Raw genomic sequence first — 19,560 nt, 5'->3', positions numbered from 1 at the left:
AGATCACGCGGCGGTCGCGTTCCAATGGCAATTTAGTCTCATGCGGTCACCGCCGCAACAGGCACCGGTGCGGGATCTCCAATCCAAAGAAAATCGCGTACATAGCCGCGCCAGAGCAGAGGGGCACGGGTTTTTTCGATCTACACGTCAAGCGAGGAATATGGCGGTGGTCTTGCGGGAAGGTCGAAACAGGTAAATAATCAAGGTATCCAGATTGGCTGGGAAGGGGCAGCAGAAATGGACCCGAACTTGAGAATCCCTGAGCGCGCGCCGTCGCTCTTGAGAATGCTCGATTCAGCACTTCAGATCGGGCTCGTGGCCTTACTGATCTTTGCCTGTAGCAGGATTATATTGCCCTTTACTGGCATTCTGCTTTGGTCGGTGATCCTCGCCGTCATGCTGTATCCCCTGCACCAACGACTGGTCGGGCGTGTCGGCAATCGCTGGTCAGCGACGTTAATCGGGTTGATCAGCATTACGCTGATGCTTGTACCATTGGTCATGGTGGTGACATCGCTGGGGTCTTCCATACTAGAATTCGTCTCGGGCTTGCAAGACCGCAGCTTAACGGTGCGGCCGCCGCCACCATGGCTTGCCGACCTGCCGCTGGTCGGCAAGAAACTGACCGAGACGTGGGTGCTCATAGAGACAAACATGCCGGTGGCGCTTGCCAAGTACGGCAAAATGTTAGGTGGAATTGCATCGTCGCTGGCATCGTTCGCGGGCGGCTTGGCGGCCGGTCAGCTGTCGTTCGTACTTTCGTTCGCGGTCGCTGCCGTGCTCCTTGCCTATGGAGAGGGCGCCACTGCATTCGCCAGTCGCTTGTTGGAACGTATCACCGGCAGCAAGGCACAGGGCCCCCGGCTGGTTGCGATGACCGCAGCTACGATCCGGGGTGTGGCAGTCGGCGTAGTCGGCGTAGCGGTAATCCAGTCGCTGCTAATCGGGATAGGCTTTTTCGCCATCGGCCTTTCGTCAGCCGGCGTCTTGACCCTCGTGGTGCTATTGTTTGCGATCGTCCAGGTGCCGGCGGTGCTGATAACACTGCCTATCATCGCCTATGTCCTTGCAACGGAGGCGACCACACCTGCGATCATTTTTTCGATCTGGACCATCATTGCCGGGCTCAGTGACAACGTGCTTAAACCATTGATGCTTGGCCGGGGACTTGAGGTTCCAATGCCGATCATCCTCATTGGTGTGATTGGCGGTATGATCGTTGATGGGCTTCTCGGCCTGTTTGTTGGCCCAGTGATTCTGGCCGTTGGCTACGTACTGCTCATGGAGTGGCTGCGGTACGATCCCATTCAGGGCGCTGCAGCGGGGCCTGAAGTTTCGTCGCCATGATCGCGGTTATTGCTCTCGGCTTACTGGCGATGTCGGCATGCCTTGCGCTTCAGGTGCTGGCATCGGTGTACGCCGCCCGTTATTTCGCGCGGGCCACCAGGCAACCGCTCGGCCCCAAGCCGCTGCGGGGCATTTTCCTTCAATTCTCGGTTCTGATGCTGATGCTCATGACCGGCAACATTGTCCAAGTTGCGTTTTGGGCATTGCTGTACAGGCTACTCGGTGCAGTCGAGGACTTTGAAACGGCGATGTATTTTTCGGGCGTGACATTCACTTCGCTCGGCTATGGGGACGTTGTGCTGCATGGCCAAATGAGGTTGCTTGCGCCGCTTCAGGCTGCCAACGGCCTCATGATGTTCGGCATCACTACCGCACTTTTTATCTCCGTTATCCAGCAGGTCACCGCTAAATGGATCGCCGCGCAGTCAGTCCGCACTTAGAAAGCCGACTGCGCGACGATTGTACGGCCCCTTTACCGGCCGCAAGCTTCAGGAGACATAGGCGCTGTAGCTCGACGTCCCGGGTGGCGCTAAGGGATGGAAGCCGCAAGCAATTCGATTGGGGCGATAGACAGACGGAGGCAAGATGTCTTCGATTGATGAGCGCGCCGGCGCGCGCGCATGCAAACGCGATCGTCTCTTGCGCTAGCGCGTTGCCCGGCAAAGCTTGCCGCAGCACCGGTCAGGCTCGCCCGGCTTCCTTCCGCGCACTTGCACTCGCTGGAACGTCTTGTAATTCGCGTAATCCATGCCCGGAATGTAGAGGCGAGGTTGACAAAATTTCGAATCAATAAGATCTCTTAGTCACCGCAAATACCAGCCGATCGCCATGATGATCACAATGCCCAAGACGAACCCCACCCCCAGTATCACGTAGGATGGTTCGTTCGGGGGCTGGTGATCGCCATTCTCATTCAAATCGCTTGGCATAGTGCTTTCCCACCGTCAATTGCCATAAGGAACCAGCGCCCAATATCGGCGTTTTCCGTTCATGGACGACGTCCCATTCCAAACACTGGTCCTCCGGCCTGCTCGACGCGGCAAACCTAGACATGTTAGCTCCGTCGGCCAGGAACTTGCTTTTCTAAAAAACAATTGGACCCACAAGCAAGGTCCTGCCTGCCTACGCGCTAAACTGACATGCACCGGAGCCTTGGAAGGACACTTCAGTCCAGTTGAGGCGCGAACTGCCTTTCTCGATGCGCTGTTAGACGCTGGTATCCGCGTCGAAGAGGGCAACACCACTTTGGTGGAAGCGCTCACAAATACGCTGCGGGCTGTGCGAGAATAAGGCCAATTCGCCCAAGCTTGTGGAATCCGACCCGTCGATTTACGCAACACAGGGACGGACGGGTTCCGCTGAGCATTGGGACGCATCAGCGGTCCTAACGTGCGCTTTAAGGAGTTGAAAACGGGCTCGGAAAAGACGGGGGCGCAAATCCGAGCCCGTTGCTGCTTGATGGCAAGGGGTGACATCAAGCAGATGCTGTTATCCCCAGCCTGTCTCAGAATCTAAATTTGGCGCAATTGTTCCATAAGGTCCAGAGCAAACATGCCGATAAACGCGAATGGTTTTCAGTCGATGCGGATGATTTGACCGTTCGATAGCTCCAAGATGCCGCTTCCGCCGCCTTACGAAAGAAATTCGGCCTCTACATCGCGCCCTGATGCATCGCAAGTGGGTGGTATCGGCTACCGCTACCATTGCGGCAAAGACCTCATCTTCGGCCTAGCCGGCCGCAACAGCCTCACCGAAAAGTTCAAGTAATCTAACTTCGATCGCTCTCTGGCAGTCGCTCAGTCGTTCCTTGTGGCCCGCTGGCTTGCGTGGTCTTTCGATCGCCATATGAAGTGCTTCCATCATCCTTCACGGTACGGCGTTTTTTCGCACGGTCCTGGGCCAGTATCCGCTCACGGTTTTCAGCATACCAGGCGTTTTGCTGTTCATGATATTTCTCTGGCTTTGCAAGTCGCCATTGTTTCGCGCGCTCGGCTTCCTTTGCTTTCTTTTCGGGAGAAAGCGTGACTAGGCACTTGATCACCCGCAGCTCGCATCGCCTTGTCGATGATTGGGCCGATGCATTGGTTAAGCACTGACAGCATCATGAACCATCGTGGACTCGCTCCGGGCAGCAGGCAGAGTCACTTTAGTGAGAAACGTCGATATAATGCGGATAGAGTGCTATAAGCGGTCTTCAGGGGCATTTGAATGAACAGTGCCGTTAACCGGGATTCGATCGCCAAAGCGAGCGTCATGCTTACAGTGAGCTTGGCTCTTTGCTTTGCGTGGACAGCAGCCTCAAAAGCTCAAACGTCTCCCATCCAATCCCCGCCAGTTAAAGTTGAGCAACTACTGAAACTGTTGGATGATCCGGATGTCAAAGCGTGGATAACAAGAAAAGGCGTAGCGCCTTCGCCAACCGAGCCGCCGGCAGCGCCTTCAGCGGATGAGTTTATCCTTTGGTCGAACATCGTTCGGGGGCATTTGAGGGGTCTTGTGGAAGCCGTTTCGGCGCTACCCGCCGAGATTTCTAGGGCAAGCTTCACAATTATGACCGAGATCAATGAACGAGGTGCGGGAGCAATCCTAATCCCGCTTATAGCATTTGCTGCGCTGGTTTCGGGAGTAGAGCTTGTCTTTAGGCGCTTGCTAAGTCAGGCGAGCCATAGACAGGTAGCGGCCCCCGAGATGGCGGGGGACGTGCCCAAACGGCATAGTATGATTGGTCGCTCGCTCTTTGAAGCCGTCGCACCATTGGTAGTCTTTGCGCTCGCCAGTATCGGTGCCTTTCTTGCTTTCACTTGGCCACCGTTGTTGGCCATGCTTGTACTTCCAATGCTCGTCGCCCTAATCGCTTGGCGCGTCATCATGCAACTGACCGCTAGTGTCCTCGGATTTCATGGGGGGCAGTCGACCGATAAGGCGGAAGACACGATGCGTCTCATTCCCATGGATGATGCGAATGCAGCTTTCTGGTATCACCGGGCCGCGTTGTTTTCAGGCATCTTCCTTACAGGATGGGCGGCGGTCAGATTGATGACTGCCGTCGGTTTTACCCCTAACGTCAAGAGCCTGGTCGTTTACATCTTGGGGCTTGGCCTCTTGGGTGTCGCGCTGGAAACCGTGTGGCACCACCAAGCGACGGCCGGTACCCCCCGATTGTACCGCACAAAGGAGTGGCTGCTCACTTTTTATCTGTGCATGCTCTGGCTGCTATGGGTTGCCGGCGTGAGCCTGGTTTTGTGGATCGGCATATATGCGCTCATCCTGCCGCCTATTTTAGGGGCAACTAGCAAAATCGTGAAGTCATTCTTGTACAGGTCTGACGATACAGCAAAAGCGAGGAGTTCCATCGTCGAAGTGCTTATTGAGCGCGGCGCACGGGTGGTCATCATTGCCCTGGCAGCCGCTTGGCTCGCCGCGGTTGTGCGCCTTCGCATGAGTGGCTTGATGGAGGACCAGGCCGTCAGTCGCATGATCCGAGGTGTATTAAGTGGCGTGGTCATTGTTCTCGCCGCCGACCTAATCTGGCATATGGTCAAGGCTTTCATCAACCAGCGCATTGAGCGCGCCCGTGGCGAAGGGGGTGATGAAGCTGCCATGGCGCGCGGCGGAAGACTCATGACATTGCTGCCAATTCTGCGCAATTTTCTGGCCGTTTTGATCGCTGCCATTGCAGGCATGATGGTTTTGTCCGGTGTTGGTGTTGCGATCGGTCCCTTAATTGCGGGCGCTGGCATTTTCGGCGTTGCGATCGGCTTCGGCTCGCAGTCCCTGGTCAGGGACGTCATCAGCGGTGTATTTTACATGACCGATGATGCATTTCGGGTAGGGGAATATATCCAGAGCGGTACTTACAAAGGCACCGTCGAGTCTTTCAGCATCCGGTCTGTCAAGCTTCGCCACCATCGCGGTCCAATTTTTACGGTCCCGTTCGGTTTACTCGGGGCAGTCCAGAATATGAGCCGCGATTGGGTCATCGACAAGTTCTTCATCTCGGTCAATTACGATGCGGACACCGTTAAGATTAAAAAGTTGGTGAAGGGAGTTGGCGCCGCGCTGCTCGACGATCCGGAATTCGGCCCGCAAATCCTGGAGACGGTAAAGATGAAGGGCGTGGAGGAATTCGGTGAATATGGCATTAAGTTAAGCTTTGCCATGATGACCAAACCGGGCCACCAATCCACTATTCGCCGCCGCGCCTATGCAATGATCCGCGAAGTCTTCGTGGAGAATGGCATCGGATTTGCTTCGCCAACCGTGCATGTTGCCGGCACCGAGGAACCTTCGACCGACGCTGTGGCAGCGGCTACAGGAGATACCATGGCCCGCAGAAAGGCCACCGAAGCGAGATTGAAATTGGTGGAGGGCGAAGGCTGACCGGACGCGGCCAGAAGCGACTTCTAACCCCGACCGAGGCTCACATGAACCGTCAGAAGCCACCCAACATATCTGTAAAGGATCGAAAAATGACCGTTTACGTTGCTGAAATTTTGGGACGGGGAATTGTTGCATTTGACGCAGCGAACGAAAACGAGGCCAGGGCGCGGCTGTCAGACAAGACCCTACGGCGGGACCTGCATGTATTTCAAAACCAAGGCCGTTGCCTCTGGGACGGTGTCTCGGAAATCAATTTGCGTGGAGCGCTCCCGCAGGAGGTCGAGACCTGGGAAGCCGGCCGCGCGTCAGCTGGCCAAACGGACGAGTTTGATGGTCATTGGTACCGGCGTGTCTTTTTGATACCAGTCGTCGATCCTTCTAGTTTTGACGATGATGACGATCACGACCGGGACGACGGTGACTAAAACTGGAGAATACCCGACGCTTACAGTCAATGCCCACGAAAGCTTTGTGGCAACTAGCCGTTTCGTTATTATAGTTTGTTCGGGCAAGCGCCAAGACTGCTTCGCTTACTCCATCGATAAGCAGCAATGCTCTTCGGCCGACGTTGATTGAACTCAAAAAAATACGTTTCCCGCCCTTGTTGATTTTGCGTAATCCGACCCCCAGGTTTTGAAGAAATTGGCCCACAATTAATGTAGTATTGAAATTCCTTATCTCGGTCTGCTGGGGCGTATCATCATGAAACATATTCTCGTGGCAATGGACGTCAGCGAGGTATCGGATCGAGCATTTGAAAGAGCTCTGCAACTGGCGCAGGCACATGATTCCAGGCTAACCGTCATGCACGTCATAGACGATGACGAATTGAAAGATAACGATCCCAACACCAAAGACCGATTGATCGAACAGGCAACGATGCATTTGCGGCGACACTGGGCAAACTTGCCCCCTTCCTCTGCCACCCGTATCGGCGCTATCGTCAAGATCGGCTCCGTCTCGAAGGATATTCTCGCCGAGGTCGCAACCAGACAAGTCGATCTTATAGTTCTTGGCATGCACCGTGCGACGACGAAGGACCGCTTTACAGGAACCAAAGCCGGAAATATTGTCCGCAACAGCCTCGTTCCGGTTCTGGTTGTAAAAGACAAGCCCGCTTGCCCCTATCGCAAGGTCGTTGCCGCGTCTGACTTCTCTCTTTCCTCGCAACATGCGCTGGGCGCTGGACTTAAGATTGCTCCCGAAGCAGCGGTTTGCCTACTGCATGTCTTTCAAACCCCATTCTCAAGCCGTATTAAAGTAAATGCCGAGGAATTGGCGGAATATGAGCGGCCCTTGATCGATCAGTCTCAGCGCGAAGCCGATGCGGCCATCAGCGCATTTGTGAAAACAAACGGCGCCTTTTCTGGGTCCGTCACGCCAAGGCTTGAACGCGGAGAAATTGGGCCGGGTATAGACAAGATTGTGGCTGAACAGAACGCTGATTTGCTAGTCATGGGTACACATAGCAGCGGCGGTTTCGTCGGTGCCATTCTCGGCAGCTATGCGATAGGCTTCCTGAATGCCCCGCCTTGCGACGTCCTGGTAGCGCGGTAAGCGCGCGCTGGAAAACTTAGGTCCCCATGCGTTGAGTAGCAGCGAGGCTCAGACGTCTCCACTCACTTATCTCCCAACATTGCAAACCAATAATCCACAAGTTCCAGACTGTATTCACTAGTACGTACCGCCCGATGAAAACGCCGCAAGTTGCGCGTTGGGTAACCCGCGTTCAAGCGTGGGCAGGGTTCCGATGACGTGCTGAACCAAGTTTTCACTTGCTTGCGGGCCAAATGCCGCTAAAGCGCAAACTCTTGTTGCAACGCGAATTCGTCAACTTATGTCCCATGGATTCGCCGAGTGTCACAGAAAATCGTTGGATATCAGTAGTAGCCAGTTGCTACTTAGTGCACCTCGGGTGCGCCGTCCCGGTTATCGTCCTTCTGAAGGATTCTGCCCGGCCCGCCAGTCAATGCCGGAATTTATGCAGGACTATACCTGTACTTTGGCCTATTGTGGCCACCCGAAATGAGTTCGTGAGCTTCGATCAGTGTGGCAGGTTGGCCACATGATGTATTTTTTGATCAACGTTATGATCCTCGACACCTGAAAGGGATAAGCTGCAGCGATTGCTGAAGCAGAAATGCTCGGCCGGGCAATCTGGAGGGGATCGCATGGCTATTCGTAGGCTTTTTCTGATATCGGGTTCAGTCCTCATGACGACGTCGGCCTATGCGGCGGATGCGGTCGTCGTTGCCGAGCCCGAGCCTGTTGAATATGTCCGGGTATGCGATGCCTACGGGGCGGGCTTCTTCTATATCCCGGGAACCGAAACATGCCTAAAGGTCAACGGTTACCTGCGCTTCGAGTTTTCCGGCGGAGACAACGTGTTTACCGGTGGCCCCGTTGGTGCAGGCGGAAATGATACCTGGCGTGTCCGCACCCGCGCCGAAATTCGTTTTGATGCGCGTTCCGAAACAGAACTTGGCACGCTCCGGTCGTTTATTGACACCCGTTTCCAGAATACAAACAGCGACGACGCCGGAGGCACGCTGCATCAGGGGTTTATCGAGCTGGGCGGGTTCCAGATGGGCGTCAACGATGTCCTCTTCGGCTCCTGGCTCGGCTATGCTGGGACGATTATTCAGGACGACGTGATCCAGTATGGATCCGACAGCATTTCCAGCAATCAGATCAGCTACACCTTCAAGGGTGGAAACGGATTTTCCGCTGTCATCGCCGCAGAACAGGGTATGGTATTCAACGGTTATGACTACGTCATCGATGATTACATGCCGCATGTCCTTGCCGGCGTGAAATATCAACAGGGTTGGGGCCAGATTGGTGCTGTCGTCGGTTATGATTCCGTGCAGGATGCCGTCGGCGTCAAAGCGCGGCTCGACGTGAGCCTGACGGATGCAATATCGGCCTGGATCATGGCGGGCTATCAATCCGACTATGATTCTGATTCTTTCATCACCAATCAGAACAAAAACTGGTACGGCTTGTGGGAAGGCGACTGGGCCGGCTGGGGTGGCTTTGCCATCAAGGTTACCGACAAGGCGACGATCAACGGCCAGGCGGCCTATGAAGAGCAGGGCACCTGGGCTCTCGCCCTCAACGTCAACTACGAGCTGGTGCCGGGCTTCTTCATAAGGCCGGAAATCGACTACACCAAGTTCGGCGGGGACCGAAAGGAAGTGGCAGAGAGCGATTTCGGCGAGGATGACGCACTTGGCGGCATCATTCGCTTCCAGCGTAACTTCTAGGCAAAGATCAAATAGTTTGTTGCCCGCCGCCGTTTATCCGGTTGGCGGGCCTTTTGTGTTTCGGCGCCCCAGGCTTGCCTGTATAGGCCGCCTGTACTCGGCATCCATATAAATCTGGCTTCCCTGGCTGCCTCGATAAAGGCAACACGCGCCACGGCCGCCGAACAACTGTCTTCAAGACATTTGAGCAATATCTCCCTGGCCATGAGATACTTCAGGCTCCGCTTGATCCGGCCATTGCTCAAGCACGAACCTTGCGGCGTCCTAAGCCGATGCAATCCTTACAAGCGCGCCCGGCTGCCTTAACAACTGCGCTTGCCGGAATGTCTTGTAATCCTCGTACACCATGGCTGGAAATATAGGCATAGTATAGCGGATAAGATTATTTGAAAGGCGGGGGCTCGACCGGCTGCCTACCCGTTTGGTCCGGTCAAGTCCCTGCTGACGATCGAACGTCAGTCGAAGCCAGACTGCGCAAGGAAAAAACTGTTCCACAGGGGCTTGGCCTCATGGCTCCTCGAAGAAAACATTTGGCCAAGCCCCGGCCGGGGGTGGGGGATACCCCATAATATTCCAATTATAACCGTTCGCAAAAACTTTCGTGGAATCGATCTGCTTATAAAGCGCGCCGTTGCGGACGCGAGGCTTTTGACGCCGTCAGCACAATTCGTGCGCTTCCTCTTTACCACTCATGACGTAATGGTCGGGTCATTAGGTGCATAGTCAAAATACGCCGCCGAACGCAATAAGAGGCTGGGATTGAAACGACTGCAACAACGGCCATTGCTTGAACGGATCGTGAACTTGTTCGGGACGACATTTTCGGGCTATGGAGCTTGATGGGGATCACCCGCGGCTAACGCGCCGCGGATTGACCTCATCCGTCCCCTTGAAGCGATATCTGGCGCTCCGCTGGTGCGAAAGGGGGACGGTCCTCGCCTCGAACTCGAAACCATCGTCCTTTGTGACCGAACTCAACAAAGACCCCGAATATGGCATTGCTACTGAGGCTGGCGCCGGACAGACGGCGCCGGAGTGTGGCGGAAGGCTGCTGGACGTGCGAGGAAAGGATGGTCGAACCTGGTATCGCTGCGAGCATGTGCAGCATTGTGGAAACTATCTAGCCGCATACTCGTCGTGTGGTGTTGGACTTCCAAGACATACGGACGGATCAGCTGAGGCCAAATGTAGTTGCGCAGCCACCTATTCGTCCTGCCCGGAGTGTAAGGATGGATGGCTGATCGAACGAGCCGGGCGTTACGGTGCCTTTCTTGGCTGCGTCCGCTATCCTGACTGCACCGCCAAGGCTAAGATTTCGACCAAAACGCCGGGCATCGGGGCGACAAAGTCAAAGCGTTAGCCAGATGCGGCGGCGTTCTGCCGTCCGCAGCGAACGGGATGCCAACGTTGCAGGCTCACTGAGAATCGAACTCTATTATTTCGTGAAAGGGGTACCTACTTGGTTCACCTCGTAGGTTCGCGACCTTTTTGGGCGGCGACCACGTGAAAACAGGCGAGATTGGGGCCTCTACCAAAACCAAATTCTGTAGATATACTGTAGATCAGTCAATTCAGACGAATTTTCAAAATGCATTAAGTGTTTGAAAAGACTGGCTCCCCGGGCCGGATTCGAACCAGCGACCAACCGGTTAACAGCCGGTTGCTCTACCGCTGAGCTACCGGGGAACAGCTACTCAGTCATCAGCGATGTGGCCTATAGCAAAAGGGTTTCGCTTTTGCAAAGGACCATTTCGATTTTTTTTCCGCAAATGTGCATAACAGAAGGATGACATGGCCGGCCCGGCTTCTTACATCCGGTCGAAACACGTCCAGATGATGAGAAAAGTTTTGGCTGAGCGCCCGGAAGACAACAAGGAACACGGCGAAGAGACGCACAAGGCCCGGGTCAAGCGCCGGCATATGCGGATTCTCGGCCGCCATGTACCCATGCCGCAATCGGTGGCAATGCGTCGCACGCTCGGCGGTGCGCTCGTCGCTGGCGGTACATTGGGTTTTCTCCCGGTTCTCGGGTTCTGGATGATTCCGCTTGGCCTCGTCGTCCTGTCGCATGATTCTGCCCTGGTGCGGCGTAAGCGGCGTCAGTTGGAGGTAAAGCTCGGACGCCGTTGGAAGGGGAATGCGGCGAACAAGAAAGACGGCTCGGGCACGTGATGCCTTCCGCATCAAGTTGGGTATTTAGTCAAATCGTCCCCGTGATAATTGACGTTCCAGAAATCGCGCTGATCGGGGTCGCGGTACTCTTGATGCGAGCGATGCTGACGACATACCCAAAAGTCATGACGAGGCACATCGCGCTGATGACTGTTCGTTTTGAGGTGTGGCGAGGCGGCTTACGTCGTTTACCTTTTTCATTTCATCTGCAGAATGCACGCGTTGCTATTTCAGAACTTGCAAGCGCAAAAAGGGGCCCAGTTTTGCGACTGGCAGATCAGTCCAGACAATTTCCCAGCGGGGCATAAAGGGCCTATGGCCAAGCTTTTCTCCATATTGGGAGCAAGTGCTGCCGAGAAAGACTTGGTTCGCGGTAATCTTCGAATCCATACCCACCAAATATGGCGACCCCGGTACGGATGTTGTGCGACAATCTTGTGGGAATGCTTAGGGAGGATCTGCCAGCGTTTCTAAGACTCGGCAGACCGGACAGCGAGACAACACTGAAATACCTAGAGCATCCCGGGGCCGGCGGCCTGTATTGGGGGCTTCATACCGCGGAAGATGCAGCGTAGAACAGAAATTAACCAATCAGGAACGATGCGAGAACGCCCGTTCGGAATGGGACGAGGAATTTCTTCGGAATGGCTTGACGGAGCGATTTCGGTCTCATAGAGAACAGCACCGGAGTTTCAACGGGTTATTCCGTGCTTCGATTGCAGTTGAGGCCTCGTGGCGGAGTGGTTACGCAGAGGACTGCAAATCCTTGTATCCCGGTTCGATTCCGGGCGAGGCCTCCAACTCTTCTGGCTCCGCTCCAACTGTTTGACATTGCTTGATTTTTTGTCGGGCGTGGCAGCATGGGCCACCACTTCACCTATAGGATGTGGCTTGGCATCCGTTCAGCCGATCATTTCCCTCATGCATCATCAGGTCAGTGACTTCGTCAATTAAGTTGAGCGTCGATGCTTGCAGTCGCTCGAATTTGCTCGACGAGATGCCTGGTGCTCGGAAAGCGCTTCTCCTGAAGGGCTCGAACCAGATCGAGGGTCCATCCCTCGGCTTGGACATAAAGCAGATAGTCATGGACCTGTTGCTCAAATCCGCCATCACTGACTTTCAGTCCAATCGGCCCTTTGTTGAGTTCGTTTGCGAGGAACAAGTCGAAATCCGCGGCCTTAGGAAACGTGCGCACAATCGATTCTCGCAGGACTTTCTGCTGTTTGCCGGAGATATCGTCCCAATTGACCGTCGTATAGTCGATGGGGATCGGGTCGCTGACTGTTTGTGAACGTTTGACGAAGGACGCCGCCCCGCCTTGCGATAACAAGGGTGCTTTGCGCCGTCGCACGCGTGCGACGAAGATTACTATCCCGCCGATCACTATAAGCGACGCCAGGAGCGGAATCAGCGTCTTGATAAACACCTCGCCCCAGGACGCAGGCTTCACCTTGACGGAGACTTCTCCGAAATAGCTGTCGATACGCAGGCGTGCTGTAGAATCTCCGTCAGGAATGAGCGCATAAAGAGTAGCTTCGAGAATTTGATCTCCCTCGTTAAGCGCCGTTACCTGCCATTTCCAAACGGTAGGAAAATCCCCTTCGGCAATTGGCTGAATCCGCTCGCTGATCGGTACGATACGGAATGAGCTGCCCTCCAGCTGAGCTTCCATTTCTGTCGAAACATGCAACGTCTTTAACGAAGTCTGGTCATCATGGGTCACCGTTCCCATGAGAACCTCGTCAGAAATCTTGACTCCGACGCGAGCACTCACCGTCCGCGTTTCCTGGACCGTCATTTCTCCGGGAGCAATCAAGACAATCTTGCCGACGGGGAGGGCCTTGAGGGTTTTGCCTCGTTCGTCCAGGCGGGTGCTTACCTGCCCGGAACCTTTGGCAGGATAGGCGTCTGGAGGCGGTTTCGCATTCACATCACCGAACGCGCCGTCAGCGTTAGGGAACGTCGTGCCAGTATCGGTTGGTGCTATCTTATCGCGATTGAGCGTTACTTTTTGGCCTTCGGCCCCATCATACCGGAAACTCAAGACAGTGAAGGCCGTGGCTACCGCAAGTAGCGAGATGACGCCTACGCTAATCCAGACTGATCGACGCCACTTGAACACGTGTTCGCGCCCCCTTCCGCTCAATATACTCGATTGCACGAGCGTTGCGGAGCCGGCTTTTTGCGTAACACAGCCGGAGACGCAGACGTCGTGCCGCAATTCATCGCCATCATAAGGCTCGCCAGTAGCAATACGATTGTGGAGAAGTATTTAGCCTGCACACAATAGAATAGGAAATGGCTCAACTGTTGGCTATGCTCTGCGAAACCAATCAGCGTTCCGTATTGTTGGAGGGGTTGATTGGGGTTGCAGCGTTCGATGCCGAGGGCATTGAACTATTCGATATCCCGTCTGAATGAGGAAGGCGATATGTCTCTAAGCAATCCTTCACCCGCATTGCACAATGAGGATCTGGCACCTGCCACGGAACGAAAGTGGGGTGCCTTCAGTATATTCAACGTGTGGACGTCGGACGTTCACAGTCTTTGGGGCTATTATCTCGCCGCCAGTCTTTTTCTCCTATGCGGCAGCTTCCTCAATTTCATCATCGCCATTGGCCTTGGCTCCTTGGTGATTTTCTTCCTCATGAGCCTCGTCGGCAATGCCGGCGTCAAAACAGGCGTGCCGTTTCCTGTGCTCGCCCGAGCATCGTTCGGCACGTTCGGTGCCAACGTGCCGGCGCTGGTGCGGGCGGTGGTTGCATGCTTCTGGTACGGTGCACAGACTGCAGCGGCCTCGGGCGCCATCGTTGCGCTGTTGATCCGCAATGACGCCATGCTCAACTTCCACCAGAACAGCCATATGCTCGGCCATTCGACGCTGGAAGTCATCTGCTATGTAATCATATGGTCGCTGCAACTGATGATCATCCAGCGCGGCATGGAAACGGTCCGCAGGTTTCAGGATTGGGCCGGTCCCGCGGTGTGGATCATGATGCTTTTCCTTGCGATCTATCTGGTCATCAAGGCTGGGACATTTTCGTTCGGCAGCGAAATTCCGCGCGATGTGCTCTTGGAAAAGACCAAGGATGCAGGCGTTCCGGGTGAACCCGGTTCAGTTGCAGCGCTCGCTGCGGTGGCTGCGACATGGATCACCTATTTCGCCGCGCTCTATCTCAATTTCTGTGACTTTTCACGCTATGCGAAGGATGTAAAAACGCTGCGCAAGGGCAACCTCTGGGGCCTGCCGATCAATTTGCTCGCCTTCTGCCTCGTGGCTGGCATCACCACGACGGCCGCATACACGGTCTATGGTGAAGTGCTTCTCCATCCCGATGGCATTTCAGCGAAGTTCGACAACTGGTTCCTGGCGCTGCTGGCCGCTCTCACCTTTGCCGTTGCGACGCTCGGCATCAATGTGGTGGCGAATTTCGTTTCCCCGGCCTTCGATTTTTCCAACGCCTTTCCACGGCAGATCAGCTTCAAGCGCGGCGGTTATATCGCGGCACTGATTGCCCTGTTGCTCTATCCATTCGCGCCGTGGGAGACGGGTGCTGCCCACTTCGTCAACTTCATAGGATCGACCATGGGCCCGATATTCGGCGTTATGATGGTCGATTATTACCTGATACGCAAAGGCGTCCTCGATGTGAACGCGCTTTACCAGGAAAACGGGGAATTCCGTTTCCAGGGTGGGTGGCATGCAAATGCGTTCATTGCCTTCGCGGCCGGGGTCCTGTTTTCTTCGATACTTCCGACCTTCACCAGTATTCTACCGGCCTGGTGGGGAACCTATGGATGGTTCTTCGGCGTGGCGATCGGTGGCGGCGTGTATTTCATGCTGCGCATGGGAGCGCGCGCCAAACCGGCTTTCGCCACCTGAATCGCAGGCTATCGTCGAGGGTTACTGCGAGAAGCGGGTGGGGGACTTGCCGGGATCGTTCAACTCGAACGTCGTTCCGAGTATCTGCGGTAAACGCCCTTGCCGGCCTTCTTGGCGATGTAGAGCGCTGCGTCGCCACACCAGAGCAGGCTTTCCGGCGTATCGCCGTCGCGCGGCGCCAACGCTGCGCCAACATTGACGGTGACCGTGACCGGTTCCGCGCGCCCAAGGTCGAGCGGTTCGGATACGGTGCCAATGATGCGGTCGGCGATGTTCGCAACTTCGTTGGCGGTTACTTGCAAAAGGATGATGGCGAATTCGTCGCCGGCAATGCGATAGACGACATCGTTCCTGCGCATGCATGACTGGAGCCGGTCGGCTACCAACCGCAGCAGGGTGTCGCCATCGGCGCGGCCATAGCGCTCATTGAACTTGCCGAAGCCATCGACGTCGATGCACAGGATCGCGAACTGCAGACGATCGTCGAAATCGCTGTCCGCATAGGTGCCGCACAGGCTGTCGAGATGTTCTTCAAGCGCGGCGCGGTCCGCCAGTCCGGTCAACTCGTCCTGCGTGAACGGAACATCGCCGAATCCTTTGACCTCAATCATTTGCCTCGATTTCCTATCGTCCATGTGGACGCATCCTCCGCGTTCCATGTGGACAATGACAGGTGGGCGCCCAACGTTCAATCCCGCATTCAGCCAAGGGTTAAGCAACCGTACCCGAGGCGCGCGCATGGCATCATTTGGCTATGATCTCCGCCCAGCGTTGCGTATGCGCAAGTGGTGCACGAACGCCGCAATCCTCCAAAAATTTGGGTCATGCAGTCCGAAGCGCATTAGTCATTCATTGACGCTAACGGAATTTTTTGCCACACCCTTTAAGTAAAATAGTAACTTCTGTGAGAGGGTGATCCGGCGAAGGACCATCAGCTTGACGGACGGCGGGTTTGATGGGGATTCGCCAGAAGCATGTTACGCGCTTGCAAAGCGTAGTGGTTGCAAGCGCCTTGCCAGGAAAGCTTGTAGAGAATGACACCGAATTTCGAAGACCTGCGGATCAAGATGGTCGACAATCAGTTGCGCACGACTGATGTGACCGCAAAGGCCGTTCTGCAGGCTTTTCTAGACGTTCCACGGGAAAAATTCGTGCCGGCTGCGCGTCAGCCGCTGGCCTATATCGACGAGGATGTGCTGCTCGCTTCGGATCGTGCCGGATCGGGCCCGCGTTATCTGATGGAGCCGTCTCCCTTCGCGAAACTTGTACAGCTTTGCAATATCCAGCCCGGCGATGTCGTTCTCGATATTGGCTGCGGCACGGGCTATTCCGCTGCCGTCCTGTCGCGAATCGCAAGCTCGGTGATAGCTCTCGAAAGCGACAAGGAATTGGCTGACAAGGCCGCCGAAACCTTGCCTGCGCTCGGCTTCGACAACGTTGTCCTGGTCAATGCGCCGCTGAAGCAGGGATATCCGGCCGAGGCGCCCTACGATGTAGTCATTATTGAGGGTAGCGTGGACGAGGTTCCTGGTACATTATTCGACCAGTTGAAGGAGGGGGGACGACTCGCGGTGGTCGTGGGGACCGGAAACGCGGGCAAGGCTATGCTCTACGGAAAGAATGAGGGGATTGTTTCCGGGCGCCGTGCCTTCAATGCCGCGGTCAAACCGCTTCCTGGATTTGAGAAGGTTGCTGCGTTCGAGTTCTGACTGCGGGCGATGAGACAAATGTGCAACTGTAGCTGAATTTTGTTGCACATCGGAAGTTGTGCCTGTGGCCATCTTGGCAATTGGCAGTTATTGAACCACATGTTGTCGAACCAATCGGTTCGGTTAAACGTGAGAGTTAGAGAATGAAGGGGCTTATGGTGTTCAAAGCGGGTAAGCGAGTTCTAACCGCAGCGCTATTGTCAGCGACGGTGTTGTCCACAACGCCTTCGATGGCAGAGACGATCTTTGGCGCGATGGCCAAGGCCTATAACAACAATGCTTCGCTGAACGCAGACAGGGCCGGCGTGCGCGTTACCGATGAGGGCGTTGCAGTCGCGAAGTCCGGCTACCGCCCGATCGTTTCTGCGACGGCGGATCTGACGTCTACCAATCGCCGCCTGGATGGCGGCCCAAGCGGCACTTCGAATGTTGGTACATTCGGCGTTTCGGTCAATCAGGTGCTTTTCGACGGTTTTACCGTAAGCAACAACATCAAGGCTGCGAAAACCCAGGTGTTGGCCGCGCGCGAAAACCTGCGCAATAACGAGCAGAACCTGCTTTTCAGCGCTGCGCAGGCCTATATGAACGTCTATCTGACGCGGCAGATCGTCATTTTGCGCCAGAAGAATCTCGAGTTCCTCGATGAACAGTTGCGCGCCGCAAAGGCGCGTTTCGACGTTGGCGAGGGCACCCGGACGGACGTTGCGCAGGCAGAGGCATCAAAGGCTTCCGCGATTGCAACGCTCGATGCTGCAAAGTCCGACGAGAAGACCGCCGAGGCGACCTATATCCAGATCGTCGGTGACACTCCGGGCAGGCTTGCTGCCGCGGCGATGGCAACGAAAGCCGTACCGAAATCTATGGATCAGGCATTCTCCATTGCCACCAACAATCACCCCGCGATCCTTTCCACACAGTACGCCGTTGACTCGGCGGGCTACAATGTGAAGGCCAATGAAGGTCAGCTCCTGCCGCAGATCGGCTTGAATGGCACCGTCCAACGCGACGAGATTTTTTCCGGTGGTATCAGTTCGGGAACGACCGACGGAACGTCTGCTTCGGCGGGCATCCAGGTGACGATCCCGATCTATAATGGCGGCCGAACCTCTGCGCTCGTGCGCCAATCAAAGGAAACGTTGGGCCAGCGTCGTATCGAAGTTGACGTCGCTCGCGACAGCGTGCGCCAGGCAATTGCCCAAGCCTATTCGGAGATGGAATCCGCCAAGGCGCAGATTGTTGCTCAGCGTTCGGTTGTTGCCGCCGCCCAGCTTGCCCTGAATGGCGTCATCGAAGAGCGCAAGGTCGGACAGCGGACAACGCTCGACGTCTTGAATGCCCAGGCTGATGTTCTGACTGGCCAGATCAATCTCGCGCAAGCGGAGCGCGACAGCGTGGTGACGAGCTATGCGGTTCTTTCCGCCGTGGGTCGCCTGACCGCGATGCAGATTGGACTCCAGGTTGCAGAGTACAAGCCTGAAGAGCATTACGATGCGGTCAAGGACAAGTGGATCGGCTTGCGGACACCAGACGGCCGCTAACTCTTCTCCGTTTCTGATTGATTATTTGCCGTCAGGTCGATCGCCTGGCGGCAAATCCATTTCAGGGCTTCGGGCAATCGCCTCCAGAAAATCTGTGGGTTAGCGCCAAACACCGCGCGCAGGGATTCTCAAACTCAATCCGAGCCTCTACACTGAATACAGATTCGTTGCAGCGCAACGGAACAAGATGTAGTGGGCAAGGGTATTATGGCACAATCATCCAGCGTCGCGCGGGAACCTTCGATGGAGGAGATTCTCGCATCGATACGTCGTATCATTGAAGAAAGCGACACGACGCGGACCGACGATGTGCCGCCCAAAGCGGTCAACACCGACGTCGCTTCGCCTGTAGCGCGCTCCGAGCCCCCCGTCAGCGAAGAAACGGTCCTGCCACCGCGCGAGGGGATCGCAGTACGGCCACCGGTTGCCAGCGCGCGGCCGACCTTCGAAGCGCCCTTGCGCCGGGCTGCGTCACCGGTACAGGCGAAAGCCAGCGAACCGCAGATTGCCCAAGCGAAACCGATGGAACTACCCGCCGAAGATGCGGCAGAGCAGGCAACCGCCAGCTACGCGGCGCAGGCTGAAGCGAACGAAACTGTCGTGTCGGCGCCCGTTCTGGATGTTCCGGCCCATCTCCAGCAGCCAGTGACTGAGATGAGTATCGAGGAGGCTCGAGCTCTTCTGCCGGAGTTCGAGCCGATCGCAGATGTCAGGCCACCGGTTGCGCCAAGGGTAGAACCTGCCGCAGTGCCCGAGTACCTGGCCGAGCCAACGAAGGAACAGGAAGACGTGCATAGCGCAAATCCGGACGAGGCGGTCTCGCTCAATCTCGAACAGGCGCTGGAGCCGATTCTTTCCGCAGCAGCGGAGCGCGAGGTCAGTGCCGCTTTCGATAATTTGTCGTTTGCCGTGCGCAATGAGCAGCGCCGCTCCTTTGACGAGATTGCGCAGGAGATCATGCGCCCGCTCTTGCAGGAATGGCTCGATAATAACCTTCCGACGCTGGTAGAGCGCCTTGTGCGCGAGGAGATCGAGCGCGTCGCACGTGGTGGGCGGCGGGCCTAGGCCTTCCAATTCAATTGCGATTTCGGCGAGGCTCTACCGCGCGGGCGAGGATGCGCTCGCTGAACCAAAATGCGCCACATTGCGCATGCCATTGGGTAAGAAGCCCAATGATTCTGCGAGCAGTGCCGGGCACGCGTTCGACAAGCATCATTGACTTATAGGCAGGCATTCGGTTTACACCGTAGCCAATCCTTTCCGCG

The 19,560-nt window shown here is 55.8% G+C and carries 13 protein-coding genes and 2 tRNA genes; 12 read left to right on the top strand and 3 right to left on the bottom strand.

Annotated elements, in window-relative coordinates:
- Positions 1 to 237: 237 nt before the first annotated feature.
- The 6 genes from BR48_RS0111925 to BR48_RS0111890 all read left to right on the top strand — a co-directional run bounded on the left by BR48_RS0111925 (position 238) and on the right by BR48_RS0111890 (position 8,993).
- On the top strand, positions 238 to 1,347 hold the full coding sequence (locus tag BR48_RS0111925; protein ID WP_027231502.1) for an AI-2E family transporter: 1,110 nt from the start codon (positions 238 to 240) through the stop codon (positions 1,345 to 1,347).
- Entirely contained in the window at positions 1,344 to 1,787 is a 444-nt protein-coding gene (locus BR48_RS0111920) for a potassium channel family protein (RefSeq protein ID WP_027231501.1), read from the top strand. The genes BR48_RS0111925 and BR48_RS0111920 overlap by 4 nt, the downstream gene beginning before the upstream one ends.
- Before the next feature lie 1,768 nt (positions 1,788 to 3,555).
- Positions 3,556 to 5,727 carry a mechanosensitive ion channel family protein gene (locus BR48_RS24440; protein ID WP_051614902.1) on the top strand — a complete coding sequence of 724 codons (2,172 nt, stop codon included), beginning with the start codon at positions 3,556 to 3,558 and terminating at the stop codon, positions 5,725 to 5,727.
- 89 nt (positions 5,728 to 5,816) lie between these two features.
- Positions 5,817 to 6,152 carry a hypothetical protein gene (locus BR48_RS0111900; RefSeq protein WP_051614900.1) on the top strand — a complete coding sequence of 112 codons (336 nt, stop codon included), beginning with the start codon at positions 5,817 to 5,819 and terminating at the stop codon, positions 6,150 to 6,152.
- Between the two features lie 277 nt (positions 6,153 to 6,429).
- Positions 6,430 to 7,284 (top strand): universal stress protein, encoded by an 855-nt coding sequence (locus BR48_RS0111895; protein WP_027231499.1) that lies wholly within the window; start codon positions 6,430 to 6,432, stop codon positions 7,282 to 7,284.
- A 614-nt stretch (positions 7,285 to 7,898) separates the two neighbouring features.
- Entirely contained in the window at positions 7,899 to 8,993 is a 1,095-nt protein-coding gene (locus tag BR48_RS0111890; protein WP_027231498.1) for a porin, read from the top strand.
- Positions 8,994 to 10,604: 1,611 nt separating this feature from the next.
- Here BR48_RS0111890 and BR48_RS0111880 read toward each other — a convergent pair.
- Positions 10,605 to 10,679, bottom strand: a tRNA-Asn gene (locus BR48_RS0111880).
- A 234-nt stretch (positions 10,680 to 10,913) separates the two neighbouring features.
- On the opposite strand from BR48_RS0111880, the gene BR48_RS24435 reads away from it, so the two are divergent.
- Both BR48_RS24435 and BR48_RS0111870 read left to right on the top strand, forming a co-directional pair.
- Complete coding sequence (locus BR48_RS24435; RefSeq protein ID WP_036814496.1) at positions 10,914 to 11,165, top strand: hypothetical protein; 252 nt, start codon at positions 10,914 to 10,916, stop codon at positions 11,163 to 11,165.
- A gap of 726 nt (positions 11,166 to 11,891) precedes the next feature.
- A tRNA-Cys gene (locus tag BR48_RS0111870) sits at positions 11,892 to 11,965 on the top strand.
- Between the two features lie 146 nt (positions 11,966 to 12,111).
- Here BR48_RS0111870 and BR48_RS0111865 read toward each other — a convergent pair.
- Positions 12,112 to 13,287 carry an effector-associated domain EAD1-containing protein gene (locus tag BR48_RS0111865; RefSeq protein ID WP_027231496.1) on the bottom strand — a complete coding sequence of 392 codons (1,176 nt, stop codon included), beginning with the start codon at positions 13,285 to 13,287 and terminating at the stop codon, positions 12,112 to 12,114.
- Positions 13,288 to 13,596: 309 nt separating this feature from the next.
- On the opposite strand from BR48_RS0111865, the gene BR48_RS0111855 reads away from it, so the two are divergent.
- Positions 13,597 to 15,048: an NCS1 family nucleobase:cation symporter-1 gene (locus tag BR48_RS0111855; protein WP_027231495.1), complete on the top strand. Its 1,452-nt coding sequence runs from the start codon at positions 13,597 to 13,599 to the stop codon at positions 15,046 to 15,048.
- A 59-nt stretch (positions 15,049 to 15,107) separates the two neighbouring features.
- Here BR48_RS0111855 and BR48_RS24430 read toward each other — a convergent pair whose 3' ends face one another.
- Positions 15,108 to 15,659, bottom strand: coding sequence for a GGDEF domain-containing protein (locus BR48_RS24430; RefSeq protein ID WP_051614898.1), 552 nt, complete (start codon positions 15,657 to 15,659; stop codon positions 15,108 to 15,110).
- 423 nt (positions 15,660 to 16,082) lie between these two features.
- On the opposite strand from BR48_RS24430, the gene BR48_RS0111845 reads away from it, so the two are divergent.
- From BR48_RS0111845 to BR48_RS0111835, 3 genes are all read left to right on the top strand, one after another.
- On the top strand, positions 16,083 to 16,757 hold the full coding sequence (locus BR48_RS0111845) for a protein-L-isoaspartate O-methyltransferase (protein ID WP_027231494.1): 675 nt from the start codon (positions 16,083 to 16,085) through the stop codon (positions 16,755 to 16,757).
- A gap of 143 nt (positions 16,758 to 16,900) precedes the next feature.
- On the top strand, positions 16,901 to 18,295 hold the full coding sequence (locus BR48_RS0111840; RefSeq protein ID WP_081815858.1) for a TolC family outer membrane protein: 1,395 nt from the start codon (positions 16,901 to 16,903) through the stop codon (positions 18,293 to 18,295).
- A gap of 207 nt (positions 18,296 to 18,502) precedes the next feature.
- A complete protein-coding gene (locus tag BR48_RS0111835) occupies positions 18,503 to 19,360 on the top strand; it encodes a DUF2497 domain-containing protein (RefSeq protein WP_027231492.1) in 858 nt (285 codons plus the stop codon).
- The last annotated feature ends 200 nt before the right edge of the window (positions 19,361 to 19,560 follow it).

Origin of the sequence: Phyllobacterium sp. UNC302MFCol5.2, assembly GCF_000686005.1 — a bacterium.
GTDB lineage: Bacteria > Pseudomonadota > Alphaproteobacteria > Rhizobiales > Rhizobiaceae > Phyllobacterium > Phyllobacterium pellucidum.
Note: the sequence above shows the minus strand (reverse complement) of the source record. Positions and strands in the feature narration are given on the sequence as shown.

Coding starts and splice junctions, on each gene's coding strand:
- BR48_RS0111925 (WP_027231502.1), top strand. CDS start 238: ATGGACCCGAACTTGAGAATCCCTGAGCGCGCGCCGTCGCTCTTGAGA.
- BR48_RS0111920 (WP_027231501.1), top strand. CDS start 1,344: ATGATCGCGGTTATTGCTCTCGGCTTACTGGCGATGTCGGCATGCCTT.
- BR48_RS24440 (WP_051614902.1), top strand. CDS start 3,556: ATGAACAGTGCCGTTAACCGGGATTCGATCGCCAAAGCGAGCGTCATG.
- BR48_RS0111900 (WP_051614900.1), top strand. CDS start 5,817: ATGACCGTTTACGTTGCTGAAATTTTGGGACGGGGAATTGTTGCATTT.
- BR48_RS0111895 (WP_027231499.1), top strand. CDS start 6,430: ATGAAACATATTCTCGTGGCAATGGACGTCAGCGAGGTATCGGATCGA.
- BR48_RS0111890 (WP_027231498.1), top strand. CDS start 7,899: ATGGCTATTCGTAGGCTTTTTCTGATATCGGGTTCAGTCCTCATGACG.
- BR48_RS24435 (WP_036814496.1), top strand. CDS start 10,914: ATGCGGATTCTCGGCCGCCATGTACCCATGCCGCAATCGGTGGCAATG.
- BR48_RS0111855 (WP_027231495.1), top strand. CDS start 13,597: ATGTCTCTAAGCAATCCTTCACCCGCATTGCACAATGAGGATCTGGCA.
- BR48_RS24430 (WP_051614898.1), bottom strand. CDS start 15,659: ATGATTGAGGTCAAAGGATTCGGCGATGTTCCGTTCACGCAGGACGAG.
- BR48_RS0111845 (WP_027231494.1), top strand. CDS start 16,083: ATGACACCGAATTTCGAAGACCTGCGGATCAAGATGGTCGACAATCAG.
- BR48_RS0111840 (WP_081815858.1), top strand. CDS start 16,901: ATGAAGGGGCTTATGGTGTTCAAAGCGGGTAAGCGAGTTCTAACCGCA.
- BR48_RS0111835 (WP_027231492.1), top strand. CDS start 18,503: ATGGCACAATCATCCAGCGTCGCGCGGGAACCTTCGATGGAGGAGATT.